Origin of the sequence: Mesorhizobium sp. 2RAF45 (genome assembly GCF_052115225.1) — a bacterium.
Classification (GTDB): domain Bacteria; phylum Pseudomonadota; class Alphaproteobacteria; order Rhizobiales; family Rhizobiaceae; genus Mesorhizobium; species Mesorhizobium jarvisii.
Window position 1 is genome coordinate 35,479 of the sequence record NZ_JBFRGG010000019.1, and the last position, 17,540, is coordinate 53,018.

Annotated in this window: 17 protein-coding genes and 1 tRNA gene; 14 read left to right on the top strand and 4 right to left on the bottom strand. The window is 63.5% G+C overall.

Annotated features, from left to right (window positions below; genetic code table 11):
- Positions 1 to 108 precede the first annotated feature (108 nt).
- From secA to AB4Z43_RS30595, 6 genes are all read left to right on the top strand, one after another.
- Entirely contained in the window at positions 109 to 2,841 is a 2,733-nt protein-coding gene (gene secA, locus AB4Z43_RS30570; RefSeq protein ID WP_019861369.1) for a preprotein translocase subunit SecA, read from the top strand.
- 118 nt (positions 2,842 to 2,959) lie between these two features.
- Positions 2,960 to 4,360, top strand: coding sequence for a lipopolysaccharide biosynthesis protein (locus tag AB4Z43_RS30575; RefSeq protein ID WP_038649916.1), 1,401 nt, complete (start codon positions 2,960 to 2,962; stop codon positions 4,358 to 4,360).
- Positions 4,360 to 5,640, top strand: a complete 1,281-nt coding sequence (locus AB4Z43_RS30580) for a GNAT family N-acetyltransferase (protein ID WP_441940481.1) — start codon at positions 4,360 to 4,362, stop codon at positions 5,638 to 5,640. Before AB4Z43_RS30575 ends, AB4Z43_RS30580 begins: the two co-directional genes overlap by 1 nt.
- A gap of 90 nt (positions 5,641 to 5,730) precedes the next feature.
- Positions 5,731 to 6,585 (top strand): creatininase family protein, encoded by an 855-nt coding sequence (locus tag AB4Z43_RS30585; protein WP_441940483.1) that lies wholly within the window; start codon positions 5,731 to 5,733, stop codon positions 6,583 to 6,585.
- Positions 6,582 to 7,754 carry a YVTN family beta-propeller repeat protein gene (locus tag AB4Z43_RS30590; RefSeq protein WP_441940485.1) on the top strand — a complete coding sequence of 391 codons (1,173 nt, stop codon included), beginning with the start codon at positions 6,582 to 6,584 and terminating at the stop codon, positions 7,752 to 7,754. Before AB4Z43_RS30585 ends, AB4Z43_RS30590 begins: the two co-directional genes overlap by 4 nt.
- Before the next feature lie 275 nt (positions 7,755 to 8,029).
- The gene (locus AB4Z43_RS30595; protein ID WP_441940487.1) at positions 8,030 to 8,710 is read left to right on the top strand and encodes a hypothetical protein; all 681 of its coding nucleotides are present in this window, start codon (positions 8,030 to 8,032) and stop codon (positions 8,708 to 8,710) included.
- 151 nt (positions 8,711 to 8,861) lie between these two features.
- Here AB4Z43_RS30595 and AB4Z43_RS30600 read toward each other — a convergent pair.
- Positions 8,862 to 8,946: transfer RNA gene (locus AB4Z43_RS30600), tRNA-Leu, on the bottom strand.
- 275 nt (positions 8,947 to 9,221) lie between these two features.
- On the opposite strand from AB4Z43_RS30600, the gene AB4Z43_RS30605 reads away from it, so the two are divergent.
- Both AB4Z43_RS30605 and AB4Z43_RS30610 read left to right on the top strand, forming a co-directional pair.
- Positions 9,222 to 9,806, top strand: coding sequence for a YqaA family protein (locus AB4Z43_RS30605; protein WP_038649922.1), 585 nt, complete (start codon positions 9,222 to 9,224; stop codon positions 9,804 to 9,806).
- An 89-nt stretch (positions 9,807 to 9,895) separates the two neighbouring features.
- Positions 9,896 to 10,414 carry a disulfide bond formation protein B gene (locus tag AB4Z43_RS30610; protein ID WP_064981001.1) on the top strand — a complete coding sequence of 173 codons (519 nt, stop codon included), beginning with the start codon at positions 9,896 to 9,898 and terminating at the stop codon, positions 10,412 to 10,414.
- Between the two features lie 151 nt (positions 10,415 to 10,565).
- Here the strand turns inward: AB4Z43_RS30610 and AB4Z43_RS30615 are convergent, their stop codons facing one another.
- Together AB4Z43_RS30615 and AB4Z43_RS30620 are read right to left on the bottom strand one after the other, a co-directional pair.
- A complete protein-coding gene (locus AB4Z43_RS30615) occupies positions 10,566 to 11,123 on the bottom strand; it encodes an HNH endonuclease (protein WP_010911702.1) in 558 nt (185 codons plus the stop codon).
- A gap of 127 nt (positions 11,124 to 11,250) precedes the next feature.
- Entirely contained in the window at positions 11,251 to 11,892 is a 642-nt protein-coding gene (locus tag AB4Z43_RS30620; protein WP_027047429.1) for a DNA-3-methyladenine glycosylase family protein, read from the bottom strand.
- A 75-nt stretch (positions 11,893 to 11,967) separates the two neighbouring features.
- Between AB4Z43_RS30620 and gluQRS the strand changes: the two genes are divergently transcribed.
- Complete coding sequence (gluQRS, locus tag AB4Z43_RS30625; RefSeq protein ID WP_441940491.1) at positions 11,968 to 12,843, top strand: tRNA glutamyl-Q(34) synthetase GluQRS; 876 nt, start codon at positions 11,968 to 11,970, stop codon at positions 12,841 to 12,843.
- A gap of 153 nt (positions 12,844 to 12,996) precedes the next feature.
- Entirely contained in the window at positions 12,997 to 13,911 is a 915-nt protein-coding gene (locus tag AB4Z43_RS30630; RefSeq protein WP_019861379.1) for a DMT family transporter, read from the top strand.
- Positions 13,912 to 14,014: 103 nt separating this feature from the next.
- On the opposite strand, the gene AB4Z43_RS30635 is transcribed toward AB4Z43_RS30630, so the two are convergent.
- Positions 14,015 to 14,866: a YihY/virulence factor BrkB family protein gene (locus tag AB4Z43_RS30635; protein ID WP_027047430.1), complete on the bottom strand. Its 852-nt coding sequence runs from the start codon at positions 14,864 to 14,866 to the stop codon at positions 14,015 to 14,017.
- Positions 14,867 to 14,924: 58 nt separating this feature from the next.
- Between AB4Z43_RS30635 and AB4Z43_RS30640 the strand changes: the two genes are divergently transcribed.
- The 4 genes from AB4Z43_RS30640 to AB4Z43_RS30655 are packed head-to-tail and all read left to right on the top strand — an operon-like array spanning position 14,925 to position 17,441.
- A complete protein-coding gene (locus AB4Z43_RS30640; protein ID WP_441940493.1) occupies positions 14,925 to 15,791 on the top strand; it encodes an SDR family oxidoreductase in 867 nt (288 codons plus the stop codon).
- A gap of 25 nt (positions 15,792 to 15,816) precedes the next feature.
- Positions 15,817 to 16,008, top strand: coding sequence for a twin transmembrane helix small protein (locus AB4Z43_RS30645; protein WP_019861382.1), 192 nt, complete (start codon positions 15,817 to 15,819; stop codon positions 16,006 to 16,008).
- Positions 16,009 to 16,026: 18 nt separating this feature from the next.
- On the top strand, positions 16,027 to 16,608 hold the full coding sequence (locus AB4Z43_RS30650; RefSeq protein WP_441940495.1) for a cob(I)yrinic acid a,c-diamide adenosyltransferase: 582 nt from the start codon (positions 16,027 to 16,029) through the stop codon (positions 16,606 to 16,608).
- A gap of 32 nt (positions 16,609 to 16,640) precedes the next feature.
- Entirely contained in the window at positions 16,641 to 17,441 is an 801-nt protein-coding gene (locus AB4Z43_RS30655; protein ID WP_019861384.1) for a rhomboid family intramembrane serine protease, read from the top strand.
- Positions 17,442 to 17,540: the final 99 nt, after the last annotated feature.

Here is a 17,540-nt window from a genome sequence, read left to right on the forward strand (position 1 = left end):
CGGGCGCTTTTTGTGTTTGCCCGTATTCAGGCGGTGCGATCACGCGGATTTGATGGGGCCGGCCGGCGCCCATCTCAAGATTGAGAATTCTATCGAAAGGACCATTGGATGGTCAGTCTCGGCGGTCTCGCCCGTAAGGTTTTCGGTTCCTCCAACGACCGTCGGGTCAAATCGACCCGGCCCCGTGTCGAGGCGATCAACGCCATGGAAAACGAGATGCGAGCGCTCTCCGACGCCGAACTCGCGGGGCGTACGCAAAAATTCCGCCAGGACATCGCCAATGGCGCCAGCCTTGACGACCTTCTGGTCCCGGCCTTCGCCACCGCGCGCGAGGCGGCACGCCGCGTGCTCGGCATGCGCCCCTTCGACGTCCAGCTGATCGGCGGCATGGTGCTGCACAATGGCGGCATCGCCGAGATGCGCACCGGCGAGGGCAAGACCCTGGTCGCGACACTGCCGGTCTACCTCAACGCGCTGGCCGGCAACGGCGTCCATGTCGTCACCGTCAACGACTATCTCGCCACCCGCGACTCCGAATGGATGGGCCGCGTCTACAAATTCCTCGGCCTCTCGGTCGGCGTCATCGTCCATGGCCTGTCCGACGAGGAGCGCCGCGTCGCCTACGCGTCCGACGTCACCTACGCCACCAACAACGAGCTCGGCTTCGACTATCTGCGCGACAACATGAAGTACGAGCGCGCCCAGATGGTGCAGCGCGGCCACAATTACGCGATCGTCGACGAAGTCGATTCCATCCTGGTCGACGAGGCGCGCACGCCGCTGATCATTTCCGGTCCGCTCGAGGACCGCTCGGAAATGTACAACACCATCGACACCTTCATCATCCAGCTGCAGCCGCAGGATTATGAAATCGACGAGAAGCAGAAGACCTCTATCTTCACCGAGGAAGGCACCGAGAAGCTGGAGAACCTGCTGCGCGATGCCGGCCTGCTGAAGGGCGAGTCGCTCTATGACGTCGAGAACGTCGCCATCGTCCATCATGTCAACAACGCGCTGAAGGCGCACCGGCTGTTCCAGCGCGACAAGGACTACATCGTGCGCAACGGCGAGATCGTCATCATCGACGAGTTCACCGGCCGCATGATGCCCGGCCGCCGCTATTCGGAAGGCCTGCACCAGGCGCTGGAAGCCAAGGAGCATGTGGCGATCCAGCCGGAGAACCAGACGCTCGCCTCCGTCACCTTCCAGAACTATTTCCGCCTCTACAAGAAGCTGTCCGGCATGACCGGCACGGCGCTGACCGAGGCCGAGGAATTCGGCAACATCTACGGGCTCGAAGTCACCGAGATCCCGACCAATCTGCCGGTCATCCGCAAGGACGAGGACGACGAGGTCTACCGGACGGTCGAGGAGAAGTACAAGGCGATCGTCAAGGAGATCCGCGAAGCCAGCGCCAAGGGCCAGCCGACGCTGGTCGGCACCACCTCGATCGAGAAGTCCGAGCAGCTGGCGGACCGCCTGCGCAAGGAAGGTTTCAAGGATTTCGAGGTGCTGAACGCCCGCCACCACGAGCGCGAGGCGGCGATCGTCGCCCAGGCCGGCAAGCCCGGCGCCATCACCATCGCCACCAACATGGCCGGCCGCGGCACCGACATCAAACTCGGCGGCAACGCCGAAATGCGCATTGCCGACGAACTGGGCGACATGCCTGAGGGCCCGGAGCGCGAGGCGCGCGAAAAGGAAATCAACGCCGACGTCGAGCGCCTGAAGGAAAAGGCGCTGGCCGCCGGCGGCCTCTACGTGCTCGCCACCGAGCGCCATGAATCGCGCCGCATCGACAACCAGTTGCGCGGCCGTTCCGGCCGCCAGGGCGACCCCGGTCGTTCGAAATTCTTCCTGTCGCTGCAGGACGATTTGATGCGCATCTTCGGCTCCGAGCGCATGGACGGCATGCTGCAGAAGCTCGGCCTCAAGGAAGACGAGGCGATCATCCATCCCTGGATCAACAAGGCGCTGGAGAAGGCGCAGAAGAAGGTCGAGGCGCGCAACTTCGACATCCGCAAGAACCTATTGAAATATGACGACGTCTCCAACGACCAGCGCAAGGTGGTGTTCGAACAACGCATCGAGCTGATGGACGGCGAAGGCCTGTCGGAAACCATTGCCGAGATGCGCGAGGGCGTCATCGACGAGATCGTCGCCAAGGCCATCCCCGAAAACGCCTATGCGGAGCAGTGGGATGTCGCCGGCCTCAAGGCCGAGGTCGCCGAATTCCTCAATCTCGACCTGCCGGTCGAGGACTGGGCCAAGGAAGAAGGCATCGCCGAGGACGACATCCGCGAGCGCATCACTGCCGCCGCCGATGCCGCCGCCAAGGAGCGCGCCGAGCGCTTCGGCCCCGAAGTGATGAACTATGTCGAGCGCTCCGTGGTGCTGCAGACGCTCGACCATCTGTGGCGCGAGCACATCGTCAATCTCGACCATCTGCGCTCGGTCGTCGGCTTCCGCGGCTACGCGCAGCGCGACCCGCTGCAGGAGTACAAGGGCGAGGCCTTCGAACTGTTCCAAGCGATGCTGGGCAATCTGCGCCAGGCCGTCACCGCGCAGCTGATGCGCGTCGAACTGGTCCGCCAGGCCGCCGAAGCCCCGCCCCCGGAAGCGCCCGACATGTTCGGCACGCATATCGACGGCACCACCGGCGAGAACGATTTCGAAGGCGGCGAGACAGCCCTCCTGGTGCGCCAGGAGCAGAGCGCCGTCGTCGCCCCCGAAGACCGCGACCCGAACAATCAGGCGACCTGGGGCAAGGTCGGCCGCAACGAAGCCTGCCCCTGCGGCTCCGGCAAGAAATACAAGCACTGCCACGGGGCCTTTGCTTAAGGACGCGCTCTTTCCTTCTCCCCGTGAACGGGGCGAAGGAAGCTCGCCCAACCGTTTCTTAATGTGTCTCCGCTACACCAACGCCTGAAAAAGAGGCGGAAAACGGAGAGAGATCGGGGTGCGCTTTTCCGCGGCCACGACTGCCGGGCGGTTCTTGCCGCAGCGTTTGGCGCTGCGTGTCGGGCCGTTGCTTGGCCGCATCGACGCCGTGCTGTTCACCGCCGATGAGCGTGGCGAGGCCGGCCGCATGTCGGTCATCGCCTTCTCCATCCGCATCGTCAGCGCCGTCATCGCCTTCATCAGCCAGGTGCTGATGGCGCGCTGGATGGGCTCGTTCGAATACGGCATCTTCGTGCTGGTCTGGGTGACGATGGTCATCGTCGGCAACCTCGCCTGCCTCGGCTTCCACACCTCGGTCATCCGCTTCATCCCCGAATACCGCGAGCGCGGCCTGATGGACGAACTGCGCGGCATTGTCGTGGCCAGCCGGCTGTTCGTGCTGATCGCCTCCACCATCATCGCCGGGCTTGGCGCGCTCGGTGTCTGGCTGTCGGCGCCGTGGATCGAAAACTATTACGTGATCCCGTTCATCCTCGGCGTTATCTGCCTGCCGATGATCGCGCTGTCGGACCTGTTGCAGGGCCAGGCCAGGGCGAACAGCTGGGCGCTTTTCGCCCTGTCGCCGACCTATCTGATACGGCCGGTGCTGATCCTGCTATTCATGGCGCTGATGCTTCTTGCCGGCTACGCCGCCGATGCCAGGACGGCGATCTTCGCCTCGATCGCCGCCACCTATGTCACCACCCTCGCCCAGTTGATCGGCGTCACGCACCGCATGGAAAGGCAGATCCCGGCCGGACCGATGAAGGTGCATTTCGCGCAATGGTTCATCGTCTCGCTGCCGATCTTCCTGGTCGAAAGCTTCTTCTTCCTGCTCACCAATGCCGACGTGCTGATGGTCGGCGCCTATATGGATCCCAACGACGTCGCCGTCTATTTCGCCACGGTCAAGACGCTGGCGCTGGTGCATTTCGTCTATTTCGCCGTCAAGGCCGGTGTCGCCCAGCGCTATGCGCAGTTCACCCATGGCGAGCCGGCGAGGCTTGCCGCCTTTGCCCGCGAGACGGTGTCCTGGACCTTCTGGCCTTCGCTGCTGATGGCGCTGCTGGTGCTGGCACTGGGCAAACCCATGCTGGTGCTGTTCGGCCCCGAATTCACGTCGGGCTATCCGCTGCTGTTCCTGCTCGTCTTCGGCGTCGTGGCGCGCGCCGCCGTCGGTCCCTGCGAAAGCCTGCTCACCATGAGCGGCAACCAGAACATCTGCGCCGCCGTCTATGCCATGACACTGGCCTTCAACATCGGCCTCAACGTGGTGCTGATCCCGCATTTCGGCCTGTGGGGCGCCGCCATGGCCACCGCGTTCGCCATGATCTTCGAGGCCAGCGCGCTGTCTTTCACGGTCTGGCGCAAGCTTGGCATCGTCATGGCCATCTTCGTGCCTGCCAAAGGAGCCGCCTGATGGCCGCCATCCCGTTGCTCGAGGAAACCAGCGGCGGCACCGCCGGCGCCATGGTGTCCGGCCTTGCCGGGCTGGCGCGCGATCCCGATCCCGCCCATATCGAAATCCTCGCCAACAACCGGCCGGAACGCAAGCTTGCCATCTACCCGGCGTCCGCCGGCTTCGACCTGGTCGAGGAGCTGGATTATTTGTGCGCCCGCACGATCGAGCCGAACGTCTTCTTCAACCCGCGCTTCCTGGCGCCGGCCATGCCCCGGCTAGAGGATCGCGAGGTGCGCCTGGCGGTGATCCGCGACGGCGACGAATACCGCAACCGGCTGCGCCTGCTGGTGCCGATCTCGGTGGAACGCCCGGTGGTGCCGCTCGGCGTGCCGGTGATGCGCACCTGGTCGAGCCCGTTCGGTCCGCTCGGCACGCCGCTGATCGACCGCGACGATCCGGTCGGCGTCGTCGAGGATTTCTTCTCGATGCTGTCGCGCCCACACCTCAAGCTGCCGAAAGTCTTCGTGCTGCCCGACATCAGGCTGGATGGTCCCGTGGCGAGCCTGCTCGACACCGTGGCCGAGACGCGCGGCCTGACGCTGGTCACGACCGGCCAGACCCCGCGCCCCGTGCTGGAGAGCGAGCTCGACGGCGACGACTATCTGAAGGCTTCGCTGCGCCCGCACCATTATCGCGAGTTCCGCCGCCTGAAACGGCGCCTTGCCGACCTCGGCAGGCTGGAGCATGTGGTGGCGCGCGGCCCCGAGGAGATCCGCCACGCCATCGAGGGCTTCCTGACGCTGGAAGCCTCCGGGTGGAAGGGCCGCGAGCGCACCGCCATGGCGATCGACCGCTTCCGCGCCGCCTTTGCCCGCGAGGCCGTCCACCGGCTCGCCGAGCAGGACATGTGCCGCATCCATTCGCTGACGCTCGACGGCCGCACCATCGCTTGCCTGATCGTCTTCGTCGAGGCCGGCGTCGCCTATACCTGGAAGACGGCCTATGACGAGACGCTGGCCGCCTATTCTCCCGGCACGCTGCTGATGATCGAGGTCACCCGGCAGCATCTCGACGATCCCAACATCATGATGACCGATTCCTGCGCGGTGCCGGATCATCCGGTGATGAGCCGGCTGTGGGCCGAGCGCAAGCCGATCGGCACGCTGGTGATCGGGCTGACGCCGGACGCCGACCGCCTCGCCCGCCAGGCCGCCTCGCAGCTGCATCTCTACCGCGAGACCCGCAACATGGCCCGCCTGCTGCGCARCCGCATGAAGAGCCTGCTGAGACGGCGGTAGCCCATGATCCCGAATCCTCGCGGCCGCCGGTGCCATGCCGAGACCACCGCCCCCGAACTAACTGCAGGAAATCGGCGGACATCCGGTCCGGTGCAACGCATCGCCCAGAAGCTGATCGCACGGCACCGTTTCACGCGCGCGGGCATTGTCGTTGGCCTTTGGTTTCTGTCGGGTCTTGCCTCAGCGGCCCATGCTGCCAATGCATCGGTCTTCCTCGAAGACCAGACCTGGACCGAACTGCGCGATCGGATCAGCGCCGGGACGACGACGATCATCGTCCCGATAGGCGGCACCGAGCAAAGCGGTCCTGCCATGGCCTTGGGCAAGCACAATGTGCGGGTCAAGTTCCTGGCCGAGAAGATTGCCGGTCAACTCGGCAACGCCTTGGTCGCCCCGGTGATCTCCTATGTCCCGGAAGGGACCATCGACCCGCCGAGCGCCCATATGCGGTTTCCCGGAACGATTACCATCAGCGACAAGATTTTCGAGCAATTGCTCGAATCCGCGGCGCGCAGCTTCAAGCTGCACGGCTTCAGGACCATCGTGCTGATCGGCGACCATGGCGGCTATCAAGTCGACGAGCGTCATGTGGCCGATCGTCTGAATGCCGAATGGAGCAAAGGCCCGGTCCGGGTCTTTGCGGCGCTGCAATACTATCAGGTCACCCAGGGCGCCTATGTCGACAAGCTCCTGTCGGCCGGCGCGAAGCAGTCCGAGATCGGAACCCACGCCGGATTGGCCGACACATCGCTGATGCTCGCCATCGACCCTTCCATGGTGCGCAAGGATCGCCTCGCGGCGGCTCCGAAGCTCGGCGCCGGCGACGGCGTCTATGGTGGCGATCCAACACGATCGTCGGCCGAATTCGGTCAACTCGGCGTCGATCTGATCGTCAGCGGGACGACCGAGGCGATCCGCGAATTCACAAGACAGCAGCCCAAATGATCAAGCCAAATCGACGGTTCACGAGCTTTCGCGCCCTGCTCGTTTTGTTGCTTGCCCTGTCGCCGGCATCGGCTTGGGCCGACTCGTGCCCGGAGGATTGCAGCGAGCCGCCGCCTGCCCGCTCTCCGGTCAATATCTACGACCAGACAACCCCTGATCATTTGAGCCCGGCCACGATAGGCGCGCTGCCGCGCGTCTATGTTCCGAACCGCTCGTCCAACAGCGTATCGGTCATCGATCCCGCGACGCTCAAGGAGGTCGACAGGTTCCCTGTCGGGCGCAAGCCGCAGCACGTCGTTCCGTCCTGGGATCTGAGCACGCTCTGGGTCGCCAACAACGCCAGCGGCACCAGCAAGGGCAGCGTGACGCCGATCGACCCCAAGACCGCCAGGCCGGGTCACGAAATCCCGGTCGATGACCCCTACAACATGTACTTCATGCCGGATGGAAGTTCGGCCGTCGTCGTCGATGAGGCCTTTCAGCGGCTTGATCTGCGCGATCCGCAGACCATGGCGCTGAAATCGACGATACCGACGCCGACCTGCCCCGGCATCAACCATGCCGATTTCTCCGCCGACAATGCCTACGCCATATTCACCTGCGAATACGGCGATGGCGGACTGTTGAAGGTGGACCTGAAAAACCAGAAGGTGCTCGGCCACCTCGCCTTGTCGAAGATGGGCATGCCGCAGGACATCCGGCTTTCGCCCGACGGCAAGGTCTTCTATGTCGCCGACATGATGAACGACGGCGTGTTCCTGATCGACGGAGACAGCTTTTCCGAGATCGGCTTCATCGCCACCGGCATTGGAACGCACGGCTTTGTCGTGAGCCGCGACGGGACAAAACTCTACGTTTCAAATCGCGGCTCGCACAAGATGGAGCAAGGCCGCGCAAAGGGGCCGGGCAGCGTGACGGTCATCGACTTTGCTTCCCGTTCGGTGGTCGCGCAATGGCCCATACCCGGTGGCGGCAGCCCCGACATGGGCAATGTCAGCGCCGACGGCAGGCAATTGTGGTTGTCCGGCCGCTTCGACAGCGAGGTCTACATGATCGACACCACCTCGGGCGCCGTGACGAAAATCCGCGTCGGCGTCGAGCCTCATGGCCTGACGGTTTGGCCGCAGCCCGGCAGATATTCGCAGGGCCATACCGGCAATATGCGATAGCCATCTCGACCGCGCAGACGCGCGACACAGCCGTCTGGTGCACCTGCTTCGTCCAAGGCAAGAAAAACGTTCTCATCGAAGATTTTGTTGCCCCCCGCCTCGCGGGTGTGGCCAAACTGCACCGCCGATTTCCAGCCGAGGGCCGTCTGGGCAAAGCCGCCCCACACGAATGGCACATCGTCACATAACTGTAATGGCACGCGCCTAGCTAATCCTCGCCACATCCCAACGCGCCGCTCCATCCCCGATGCGCCGCCACATCTCGAGGAAAGACCATGCTTTTGCGCACCATCATCGCCCCATTGGGCGTCTGCTTGTCCATGGCCACATCGGCCTTTGCCGCCGACCTGGTCGAAGCCCCGCCACCGGCAGCGCCGACCTGGACGATCGCAATCGAGGGGGACCCGGAATTCTACGCCATCGACAATGGCAGCAACACCGCCCGGTCGCTTGCCGACACTTACTTCAAGCTCAGCGTCTCGCACAATTTCGACAATAATTTCGTCGGCGGGATCTTCATCCAGCCGACCTTCAAGACCGGCGGAAAGTCGCAGTACTATGCCGAAGCGAGCCTCGGCTACAAAATCAAGATCACGGATGCCTTCACCCTGACCCCCAGCCTGGGGCTCGGCCACACCTGGCACGATACGGGCATCATCAAGGATGCCGATGCCAACGCGAATGTTCCCTACTATGCCCTCTATCTCGCGGGCGATTGGAAGCTGTCCAAGCAATGGACCTGGAACGTCTTCAACTTCCGCTACCGCAACGCCTTCAGCACCACCTGGGAAACGCCCAAACTGGCCACCGGCGTGACCTACAACATCGACTCCACCAACGCGGTCTATGCCAGCGTCGGCTATTCCTGGAAGAAGACCGATACGACCTCGGCGCCCTACAACGATCTCGCCGGCGACAAATGGAACATCGGGATCGGCTACAAGCACTCGCTCTGATCCGATCGGAGAAGGCACAGGCTGTCGCTGTAGCGCCAGCCTGTGCCCTGAATCATCTCGGCCGCGTCCGATGCAACCGACCCTCTCCGTGGCTTATCGACCTTGCCCCAGGCCATGGGCGGGCAAGCAACATGTATCCTGAAAAAAGGAATGGTGCCCCTAGCCGGGATCGAACCAGCACTCCTTGCGGAACTCGATTTTGAGTCGAGCGCGTCTACCAATTCCGCCATAGGGGCTCAGGCCGGGTGGCCTGGATGGGCGCGGACTATACGGTCGGAGGCCTGTTCGTCAACTGGCCAAATCTCGAGATCACCGGGATGCGACCAATCTTCGCCTTTTGATTTCGTGACCGCGCTGCCATTGTGCGGCGCGGAAAATCTTTCTAGACAGGCGGCGCATCAAAGCGAGGCGCGTCCCAGCGGATGGATGGCGCGCTTTGGGTCTTTGTTTTGTGCATGCCATTGCCCCGAAACCGCAGCGCACCGTTTGGGCGACACGCATAGGAGTGCCGATGCTTCGTGGACTTTACGACTGGACCTTGTCGCTGGCGGCCAGGAAATCCGCGGAATGGTGGCTTGCCATCATCGCCTTCATTGAAAGCTCGTTCTTCTTCGTGCCGGCCGATGTACTCTATCTGCCGATGGCGTTGGCACGCCCCGACCGCGCCTATCGCTATGCGCTGACCGCCACGGTCGCCTCGGTGCTGGGCGGCATCGCCGGCTGGATGATCGGCTATTTCGCCTACGACACCATCGCCCGTCCGATCCTGGAGCATTTCGGCGGCCTGGAGACCTTCGAGCGCTGGCAGAATTCTGGCATCGGCCTGATGCTGGTGCTGCTCGTTACCTCCGGTCTCGCGCACCTGCCGCCGATCAAGGTCGTCACCATCCTTGCGGGCGCCCTGCACGTCAATTTGTTGATCTTCATCATCTCGGCCATCGTCGCTCGCGGCGCGCGCTTCCTGCTCTTGGCGTGGCTGCTGCGCCGCTATGGCGAATCGATCCGCGAATTCATCGAAAAGCGCCTCGGGCTGATCGCCGGCGCCGCGGCCGCTGCCCTGATTTTGCTCTATATCGTCGTCAAATACGCGTTCTAGTCCATGTCGCCCAAAAGTGCCCCGCGGTTTTGGGACAACGACATGGATAAAAAGGCGAACGGCCGGCGAACTCAACGGACAAAAACCCCATGACAGCGACCATGAATGCCGACACCGGACGCCAGCGGACGCGGACCGCCCTGTTTCTCGCCGTCGCCATGGCCGCGACCGTCGGGTCGGCGCTCGGCTTCCAGTACATTGGCGGCTACATCCCTTGCCATCTCTGCCTGGAGCAGCGCACCCCCTATTATATCGGCGCGCCGCTGATGGTGCTGGCGGTGATCGCCTCGATGCTGCGCGCGCCGGCCTGGCTGACGCGCGGCCTGCTGGGCATTGGCGGCTTGCTGATGCTCTATGGCCTCTATCTCGGCGTCTATCACTCCGGCGTCGAGTGGCAGTGGTGGGCCGGCCCGACCGATTGCACGGCGGGCGCCGGCCCGGTCGACACCGGCGGCAAGGGCGTGCTCGACGCGCTCGACAAATTCGTGCCGCCCTCCTGCGACAAGGCGGCACTGCGCATCCTGGGCCTGTCCCTGGCCGGCTGGAACGCCATCGCCAGCCTTATCCTGGCCGCCGTCGCCTTCCGTGGCGCGTTTGCCAAGGACTGATCTGGCGCGGCGCGAGATCGTTCAAGAATTCGGCAGGCTGAGTCGGATGAAGTGATTTTCGAGAACCGGAGCGGAGCGTACTAAAGTACGTGAGTACCGGAAGCGCAGACAATCGCTTCAGGCGGCCAGCCTCCCGAATTCTCGAACGATCTCAAGGTTCGAGTTCGACGTCCCAGTAGAGATAATCCATCCAGCTTTCGTGCAGATGGTTCGGCGGGAACAGGCGGCCGTTGTTGTGCAGATCATGCACGGTCGGCTGATAGGGCTTCTGCAGCGGCCACATCTTGGCATGCGCCGGCATCATGCCGCCCTTCCTCAGATTGCAGGGCGAGCAGGCCGCGACGACATTCTCCCAGGTCGTCGCACCGCCGCGATGGCGGGGGATGACGTGGTCGAAGGTGAGGTCGTCGGGCGTGCCGCAATACTGGCACTGGAAGCGGTCGCGCAGGAAGACGTTGAAGCGGGTGAAGGCCGGGTGCCTGGACGGCTTCACATAGGCCTTCAGGCTGACCACGCTCGGCAGCTTCATCGAGAAGGTCGGCGAGGACACCGCATGCTCATATTCGGCGACGATGTTCACCCGGTCGAGGAACACCGCCTTGATGGCGTCCTGCCAGGACCAGAGCGACAAGGGGTAGTAGCTGAGCGGACGGTAATCCGCATTCAGCACCAGTGCTGGAAGCCCATCCGGAGATACGGCAACCGTCACGTGTTTACCTCCTTGGTTCTAGACCCGAACGGCGCGGATACTGTAAGCCCGACATGACAGGGATGTGAAGCGGATTGTCGCTTGCCCAAGGCGTCAAAAAACCCCGATTTTTATGCTTTTTGTAGATTCAGGACGGCGGCGCTGCGTCCCGCCCCCTGGTTTCGCGATAATAGGACCAGAAAAGCCGCGATGCGACACCTCGCCACGGGCTCCATGATTCGGCCAATGCGATCAGTGTTTTCTCCGGCGGACGCGGGTCGATGCCGAGCGCGTGACCGACCGCGCTCTGCAGCGCAACGTCACGCGCGGGGAAAATGTCGGGGTGCCCGGCGGCGAATAGAAGGTATACTTCGGCCGTCCACGGGCCGATGCCAGGCACCGTCGTCATCGTCGTGATCGCCTCCTGAGCATCCAGCGAACAGAGGTGATGGAGGTCGAGCCCGTCCGCCACGGCCTGGGCAACCGCGATCAGGCCGCGCTGCTTGGGCCGCGACAGGCCGGCCTCGCGAAACATGTCCTCGCCGGCGGCCAGGATCGCCTGCGGCGTCAGCGGATCGACCAGCTTCGTCAGCCGCCCGAAGATCGCATCGGCGCTGGCCCGCGACACCTGCTGCGAGACGATGATCGACGCCAGGCTCCTGAATCCCGGCTCGGAAAGCCTGAGCGGCACCTCGCCGGCCATGCCGCGCACCTTTTCCAGGCGCGGGTCGATAATGCAAAGCGCATCGAGCCCGCGGGCAATGTCGTTCAGTGTCGCGATTCGTTGCATGGTATCTTTGCCCACCAATGTGCAGCAAAGTAGCAACCGCCAAAAGCATAGCACAACCCGATTGCCGCCTCAGACATGACGCTCCTGACATTCCGCTTCGCGCCCAGCCCCAACGGCGAACTGCATCTCGGCCATGCCTATTCGGCGCTGCTCAACCAGACGCTCTCAGAGGCCCGCGACGGCCGCCTGCTGCTGCGCATCGAGGACATCGACACCACGCGCTGCACGCCGCAATTCGAGGCCGGCGTGCTTGCCGACCTGAAATGGCTGGGCCTTGGCTGGGAAGAGCCGGTACGCCGCCAGTCCGAGCATTTCGCCGAGTATCAGGCGGTGCTCGACCGGCTGATCCGCGAGGACCTCGTCTACCCCGCCTTCATGAGCCGTGGCGAGATCAGAGCCTTCATAGCCGACAGCGAAAAGCGCGGGCGCGACTGGCCGCGCGATCCCGATGGCGTGCCGCTCTATCCCCCCGCCGACAAGGCGCTGCCGGTGAAAGAACGCAAACGGCGTATCGCTGAAAACGAACCCTTCGCCTGGCGGCTTGATGTCGATACCGCTGTTGCATGTGTAGGCAGGGACCTCGCATGGACCGAATTCAGCGATGAGACGCTATCGGCGACGCGCTCGGTCGAAGCCCGCCCGCAGGACTGGGGCGACGTGATCGTGGCGCGCCGCGACATCCCGACCAGCTACCACCTGGCCGTCATTGTCGACGACGCCCTGCAAGGGGTCAGCCATGTCGTGCGTGGGCAGGACCTGTTTTCCGCCACCAGCGTGCAGCGCCTTCTGCAGGAATTGCTCGAGCTGCCGCAACCGGCCTATTTCCACCATCGGCTCATCCTCGGGCCGGACGGGCGAAAACTGTCGAAGAGCCTTGGCGACACCGGCCTTGCCAAGTTGCGGGAGGCCGGCGCATCGCCGGACGATATCAGGCGGATGGCCGGTCTCTGAGCGTGGCAAAAAGCTCTGGCAAAAGCGCTCCGCACGCACTGCCGATTGAATTCCCGTGATGCATGGATCAATCGTTTCGTTTTGCGCCCCGGGTTGAACGGGATTAGAGCAGCGCCACGGTCAGTTTCTCACCAGCGTGGCGGTCTCCGGAAAATGCAAAGCATCAAGCGGTTCATCCCCGCCACCTTCGTCGTCCTGTGGGCGACCGGCTTCATCGGCGCGCGCTATGCCATGCCATGGGCGGAGCCGTTCACCTTCCTCGCCGCCCGTTTCGTCATAGCGGCCATCCTGCTGGCAGCCCTGATGCCCGTTCTGGGTTCGAAGCGAGCTACCCGCAAGGAGGCGCTGCACGCCACCGGCGCCGGCGTGCTGATGCACGGCGTCTATCTCGGCGCCGTCTTCTGGGCCATCCACAGGGGCATGCCGGCCGGGTTTTCGGCCCTGATCGTCGGCCTGCAACCACTGATCACCGCCGTGCTTGCCGGCAAGTTCCTGGGCGAGGCCATCCTGCCGCGCCACTGGCTTGGCCTTGGCATCGGCCTGATCGGCATCGTCATCGTGCTGTGGCCAAAGCTTGGCGCGCTCGGCGGCGGCGTGACCGCGGCGACGCTCACCGCCTCGCTGGTCTCGGTGCTCGGCATGAGCGCCGGCACCATCTGGCAGAAGCGTTTTGCTTCCGGCGGCGACCTCGTCGCAGCAACCATGTGGCAATATGTCGGCGGCGCCTCGCTGATGATCCTGGCCGCGCTCGCCTTCGAAACGCACACCGTCATCATCAATGGCGAACTGATCTTCGCCATGGCCTGGCTGGTGCTGGTGCTGTCGCTCGGCGCCATCTTCCTGCTGATGGTGATGATCCGCGACGGCGAAATGTCGAAAGTCGCCTCGCTGTTCTACCTGGTGCCGGCGGTGACGGCGATCATCGCCTGGGCGCTTTTCGACGAACAGCTTAACGCGCTGCAGATCGTCGGCATGGCGATCACCACCTTCGGCGTCGGCCTGGCAACGGCGCGGCAGACCAAGGGAAGAATTGAGGGATTGAAAAGAACTGAGGAACTGAGGAATTGAGGAAGAAGCACACGGCGCCAGATATGGCCGCCTTTTTCCTCAGTTCTTCATTTCTCCAATTCCCCAATTCCCCAATTCTTCATTTCCTCAATTCGGCACCGCCTCATCCGACCCGGGCACGCGCCTCGAGATAGCGGCTGATCGCGGCGTTGAGCTCGCCGCCGAGGATGAAGATCGCCGAGACGATGTAGAGGAAGACCACCGCGATCATGATCGAGGCCAACCCGGCGTAAGTCGTAACATAGGACGAGAAATGGTCGAGATATGTGGCGAACATCGTCGAGCCGATGAGCCATGCGGCCAGTGTGAAGACGATGCCCGGCACCAGCGAGACGAAGCGGCGCTTGCCGGCCGGCAGCCAGTAGTGCACGGCAAACAACCCGCCGATGATGACGGCCGAGGCGATGACGTAGCGCCACAGCGTGATCGTGCCGGTATAGGGCTTTATCCATTCGAAATGCGCTTCCGCCAGCCGCGCCAGCAGGGGTGCGAACACCAGAAGCACGCTGATCGCCAGGAAGCCGGCCGTCGCGATCAGCACGAAGAAGATGCTCTGCACCCGGCGGTAGATGATGCCGCGCGTCTCGGTGACGCGATAGGCGCGGTTGAGCGAGGTGCGCAGCGCCTCTATGCCGTTCGACGCGAAATAGGCGGCAAGCAGCACGCCATAGGTCAGAAGGTCGGTGCGCCGGACGGTCAGCACGTTCAGCACCTCATGCGCGATCGGCTTGGCGATCTGATCCGGCCAGGTGTCGAAGACCAGGTGCACGGCCGTGTCGGCAAAGGCCTGGGCGCCGAGGAAGCTGCCCAGCGTCGTGGCGAAGATCAGGAAAGGAAACAGCGCCATCAGCGAGGTGATCGCCAGATGGCTGGCCATCGCCCAGCCGTCATCGGTGTTGAAATGACCGAGCGCGTCGTAGAGCACGCGGCGCAGGGCGACAATATTCCGCAACAAGAACCCGCGTTCCCTTCGATTGTCTCGACGCCGCGAATATGGGAAGTGAATGCGGCAAATGGCAACCCTTGGCGAAACCACGAGTCCGACGGCGCAGGAACTGCGCACCATCATCGTCACCGGCGCCTCGTCCGGCATAGGTGCATATTGCGCCCGGGCACTCAAGGCGGAAGGCTGGCGGGTCTTTGCAACAGCCCGAAAACCCGAGGACATCGCCGCGCTCGAAAGTGACGGCATCGAGGCTTTCTACCTCGACTACAGCGAACCGGGCTCCATTGCCGCCCTGGTGACGGCTGTGTTCGAGCGCACCGGCGGCCGGCTCGATGCCCTGTTCAACAACGGCGCATACGCCCAGGCCGGCGCGGTCGAGGATCTGTCGGTGGCCGCGCTCAAGCAGCAGTTCGAGGTCAATTTCTTCGGCTGGCATGATCTGACCAGCCGTCTCGTGCCGGTGATGCGCCGCCAGGGTCACGGCCGTCTCGTCCATTGCTCGTCGATCCTCGGTCTGGTGCCGGTGCGCTTTCGCGGCGCCTATTCGGCATCCAAACATGCGCTCGAGGCGCTGATGCTCTGCCAGCGTCAGGAACTGGACGGCAGCGGCGTCCATGTTTCGCTGATCGAACCGGGGCCGGTGAAATCGAAGATCGCCAGCAACGGCCTCCCCTGGTTCCTTAAGAACATCGACATCGAGAATTCCGTGCACCGCGCGGACTATGCCGCGCAGTTGGAGCGGCTGCGCGCCGGCGGCAGCCAATCGGCGTTGAAGCCCGGGCCGGAAGTAGTCCACAAGGTTCTGCGTCATGCCCTTCTGTCGCGGCGCCCGCGTCCGCACTATGTGGTAACGGTGCCGGCAAAAATCGGCGCGGCGCTCAAACGTATCCTGCCGGCTTCGATGCTCTACCGCCTGATGGCCAAACGCGCCTGAACGCGAAACAACTGGAAACGCAACAATGGCAACCGTCTTCAATATCCTCGCCATTCTGGTCATGGCCGCCGTGGCGATCGTGCTGATCCGAGGCCTCATCAACATGATGCGCGGCGGTTCCGGCGTCACCTCCAACAAGCTGATGCAGGCACGCGTCATGCTGCAGGCCGTGGCGCTGGCGCTGATCCTGCTGGCCGTGTATTTCACCCGCAAGTGAGGCCGTTCGGGAGGCGATGTGGTCAAGCTCAACAAGATCTACACCCGCACCGGCGATGACGGCACGACGGGTCTCGGCACTGGTGAGCGGCGGCTGAAATCCGATCTGCGGGTGGACGCCTACGGCACGGTCGACGAAGCCAATGCCTGCATCGGCATCGCCCGCGTGCACACGGCAGCCAACCACCCGGCGATCGATGCCATGCTGTCGCGCATCCAGAACGATCTGTTCGACCTCGGCGCCGATCTCGCCGTGCCCGATGACGGCAAGCCGCTTGACTACGAGCCGCTGCGTATCGTTGCCGCGCAGACCGACCGCGTCGAAAAGGACATCGACCTCCTCAACAAGGATCTGCAGCCACTCAAATCCTTCGTGCTCAACGGTGGCACGCCGGCGGCGGCAGCGCTGCATCTGGCCCGCACGGTGGCGCGGCGAGCCGAACGGCTAATGGTGGCGCTGGCTCAAGACCCGGGCGAGCACGTCAACCGCGACGGGTTGAAATACATCAACCGCGTCTCGGATTTCCTGTTTGTCGCCGCCCGGGCGGTCAATGACAATGGAAATGGCGACGTGCTATGGGTTCCCGGCAAGAACCGCTGAACGGATCGAAAAGCGGAGGGGACCAGGCACGCATGTTCATCCCGCTTTACGACACCAACAGGCTGCGCCACATCCGCCTGCAATATGTGACGATCGGCCTGATCGTGGTCAACGCGCTGGTCTATTGCGCCACGGCACTCGGCGGCGAGAACTTCACCAATGCCGCCGTGCTTGGCCTCGGCTTTATTCCGTCCGTTGTCCACAACACGGCCGAGCTTGACCCCCGGTTCATCATCATTCCGGAAAGCCTGAGCTACCTCACCTATTCCTTTCTGCATGCCGACATCTTCCACCTTGGCGGCAACATGCTGTTCCTGTGGGTGTTCGGCGACAATGTCGAGGACGCGCTCGGCCACATCCGCTACCTGATCTTCTATCTCCTGTGCGCCATCGCCGGCGCCGCCTTCCAGGGGCTTATCGCCTGGGATTCGCAAGTGCCGCTGATCGGTGCCTCAGGCGCCATCGCCGGCGTGGTCGTCGCCTATCTGATCCTCTATCCCAGGGTTAAGGTCTGGGTCCTGGCCTTTGCCCGCATCCCGCTGCGCATTCCGGCCTTCATCCCGCTTATCCTGTGGGTGCTGTTCCAGGTCTTCATGTTCGCCACCGGCGGCGAGGACCAGATTTCCTGGGCCTGTCATATCGGCGGCATCATTGCAGGCGCGGTGCTTGTTCTGGTCCTGCGCAGCCGCGGCGTGCCGCTTTTTGCCGGCGCAGATGAGGATGCCGTGGTTCCCACATCAGACCAGCCTCCGGTTGCCGCCGAACCAGCGGCGCCTGAACCGCAGGCCACCACGACGCGCTGGGGCCGGGGAAACCCGTCTGGCCCAAACTGAACCGATTTGAGCCGCTTTCAGCGTATTGACGGCAGGGGTTACCCCAACTACGGAAACGTCTCCGTCCGAGCGCCAGGGCTGTTAAGGAGCAGTCCAGGA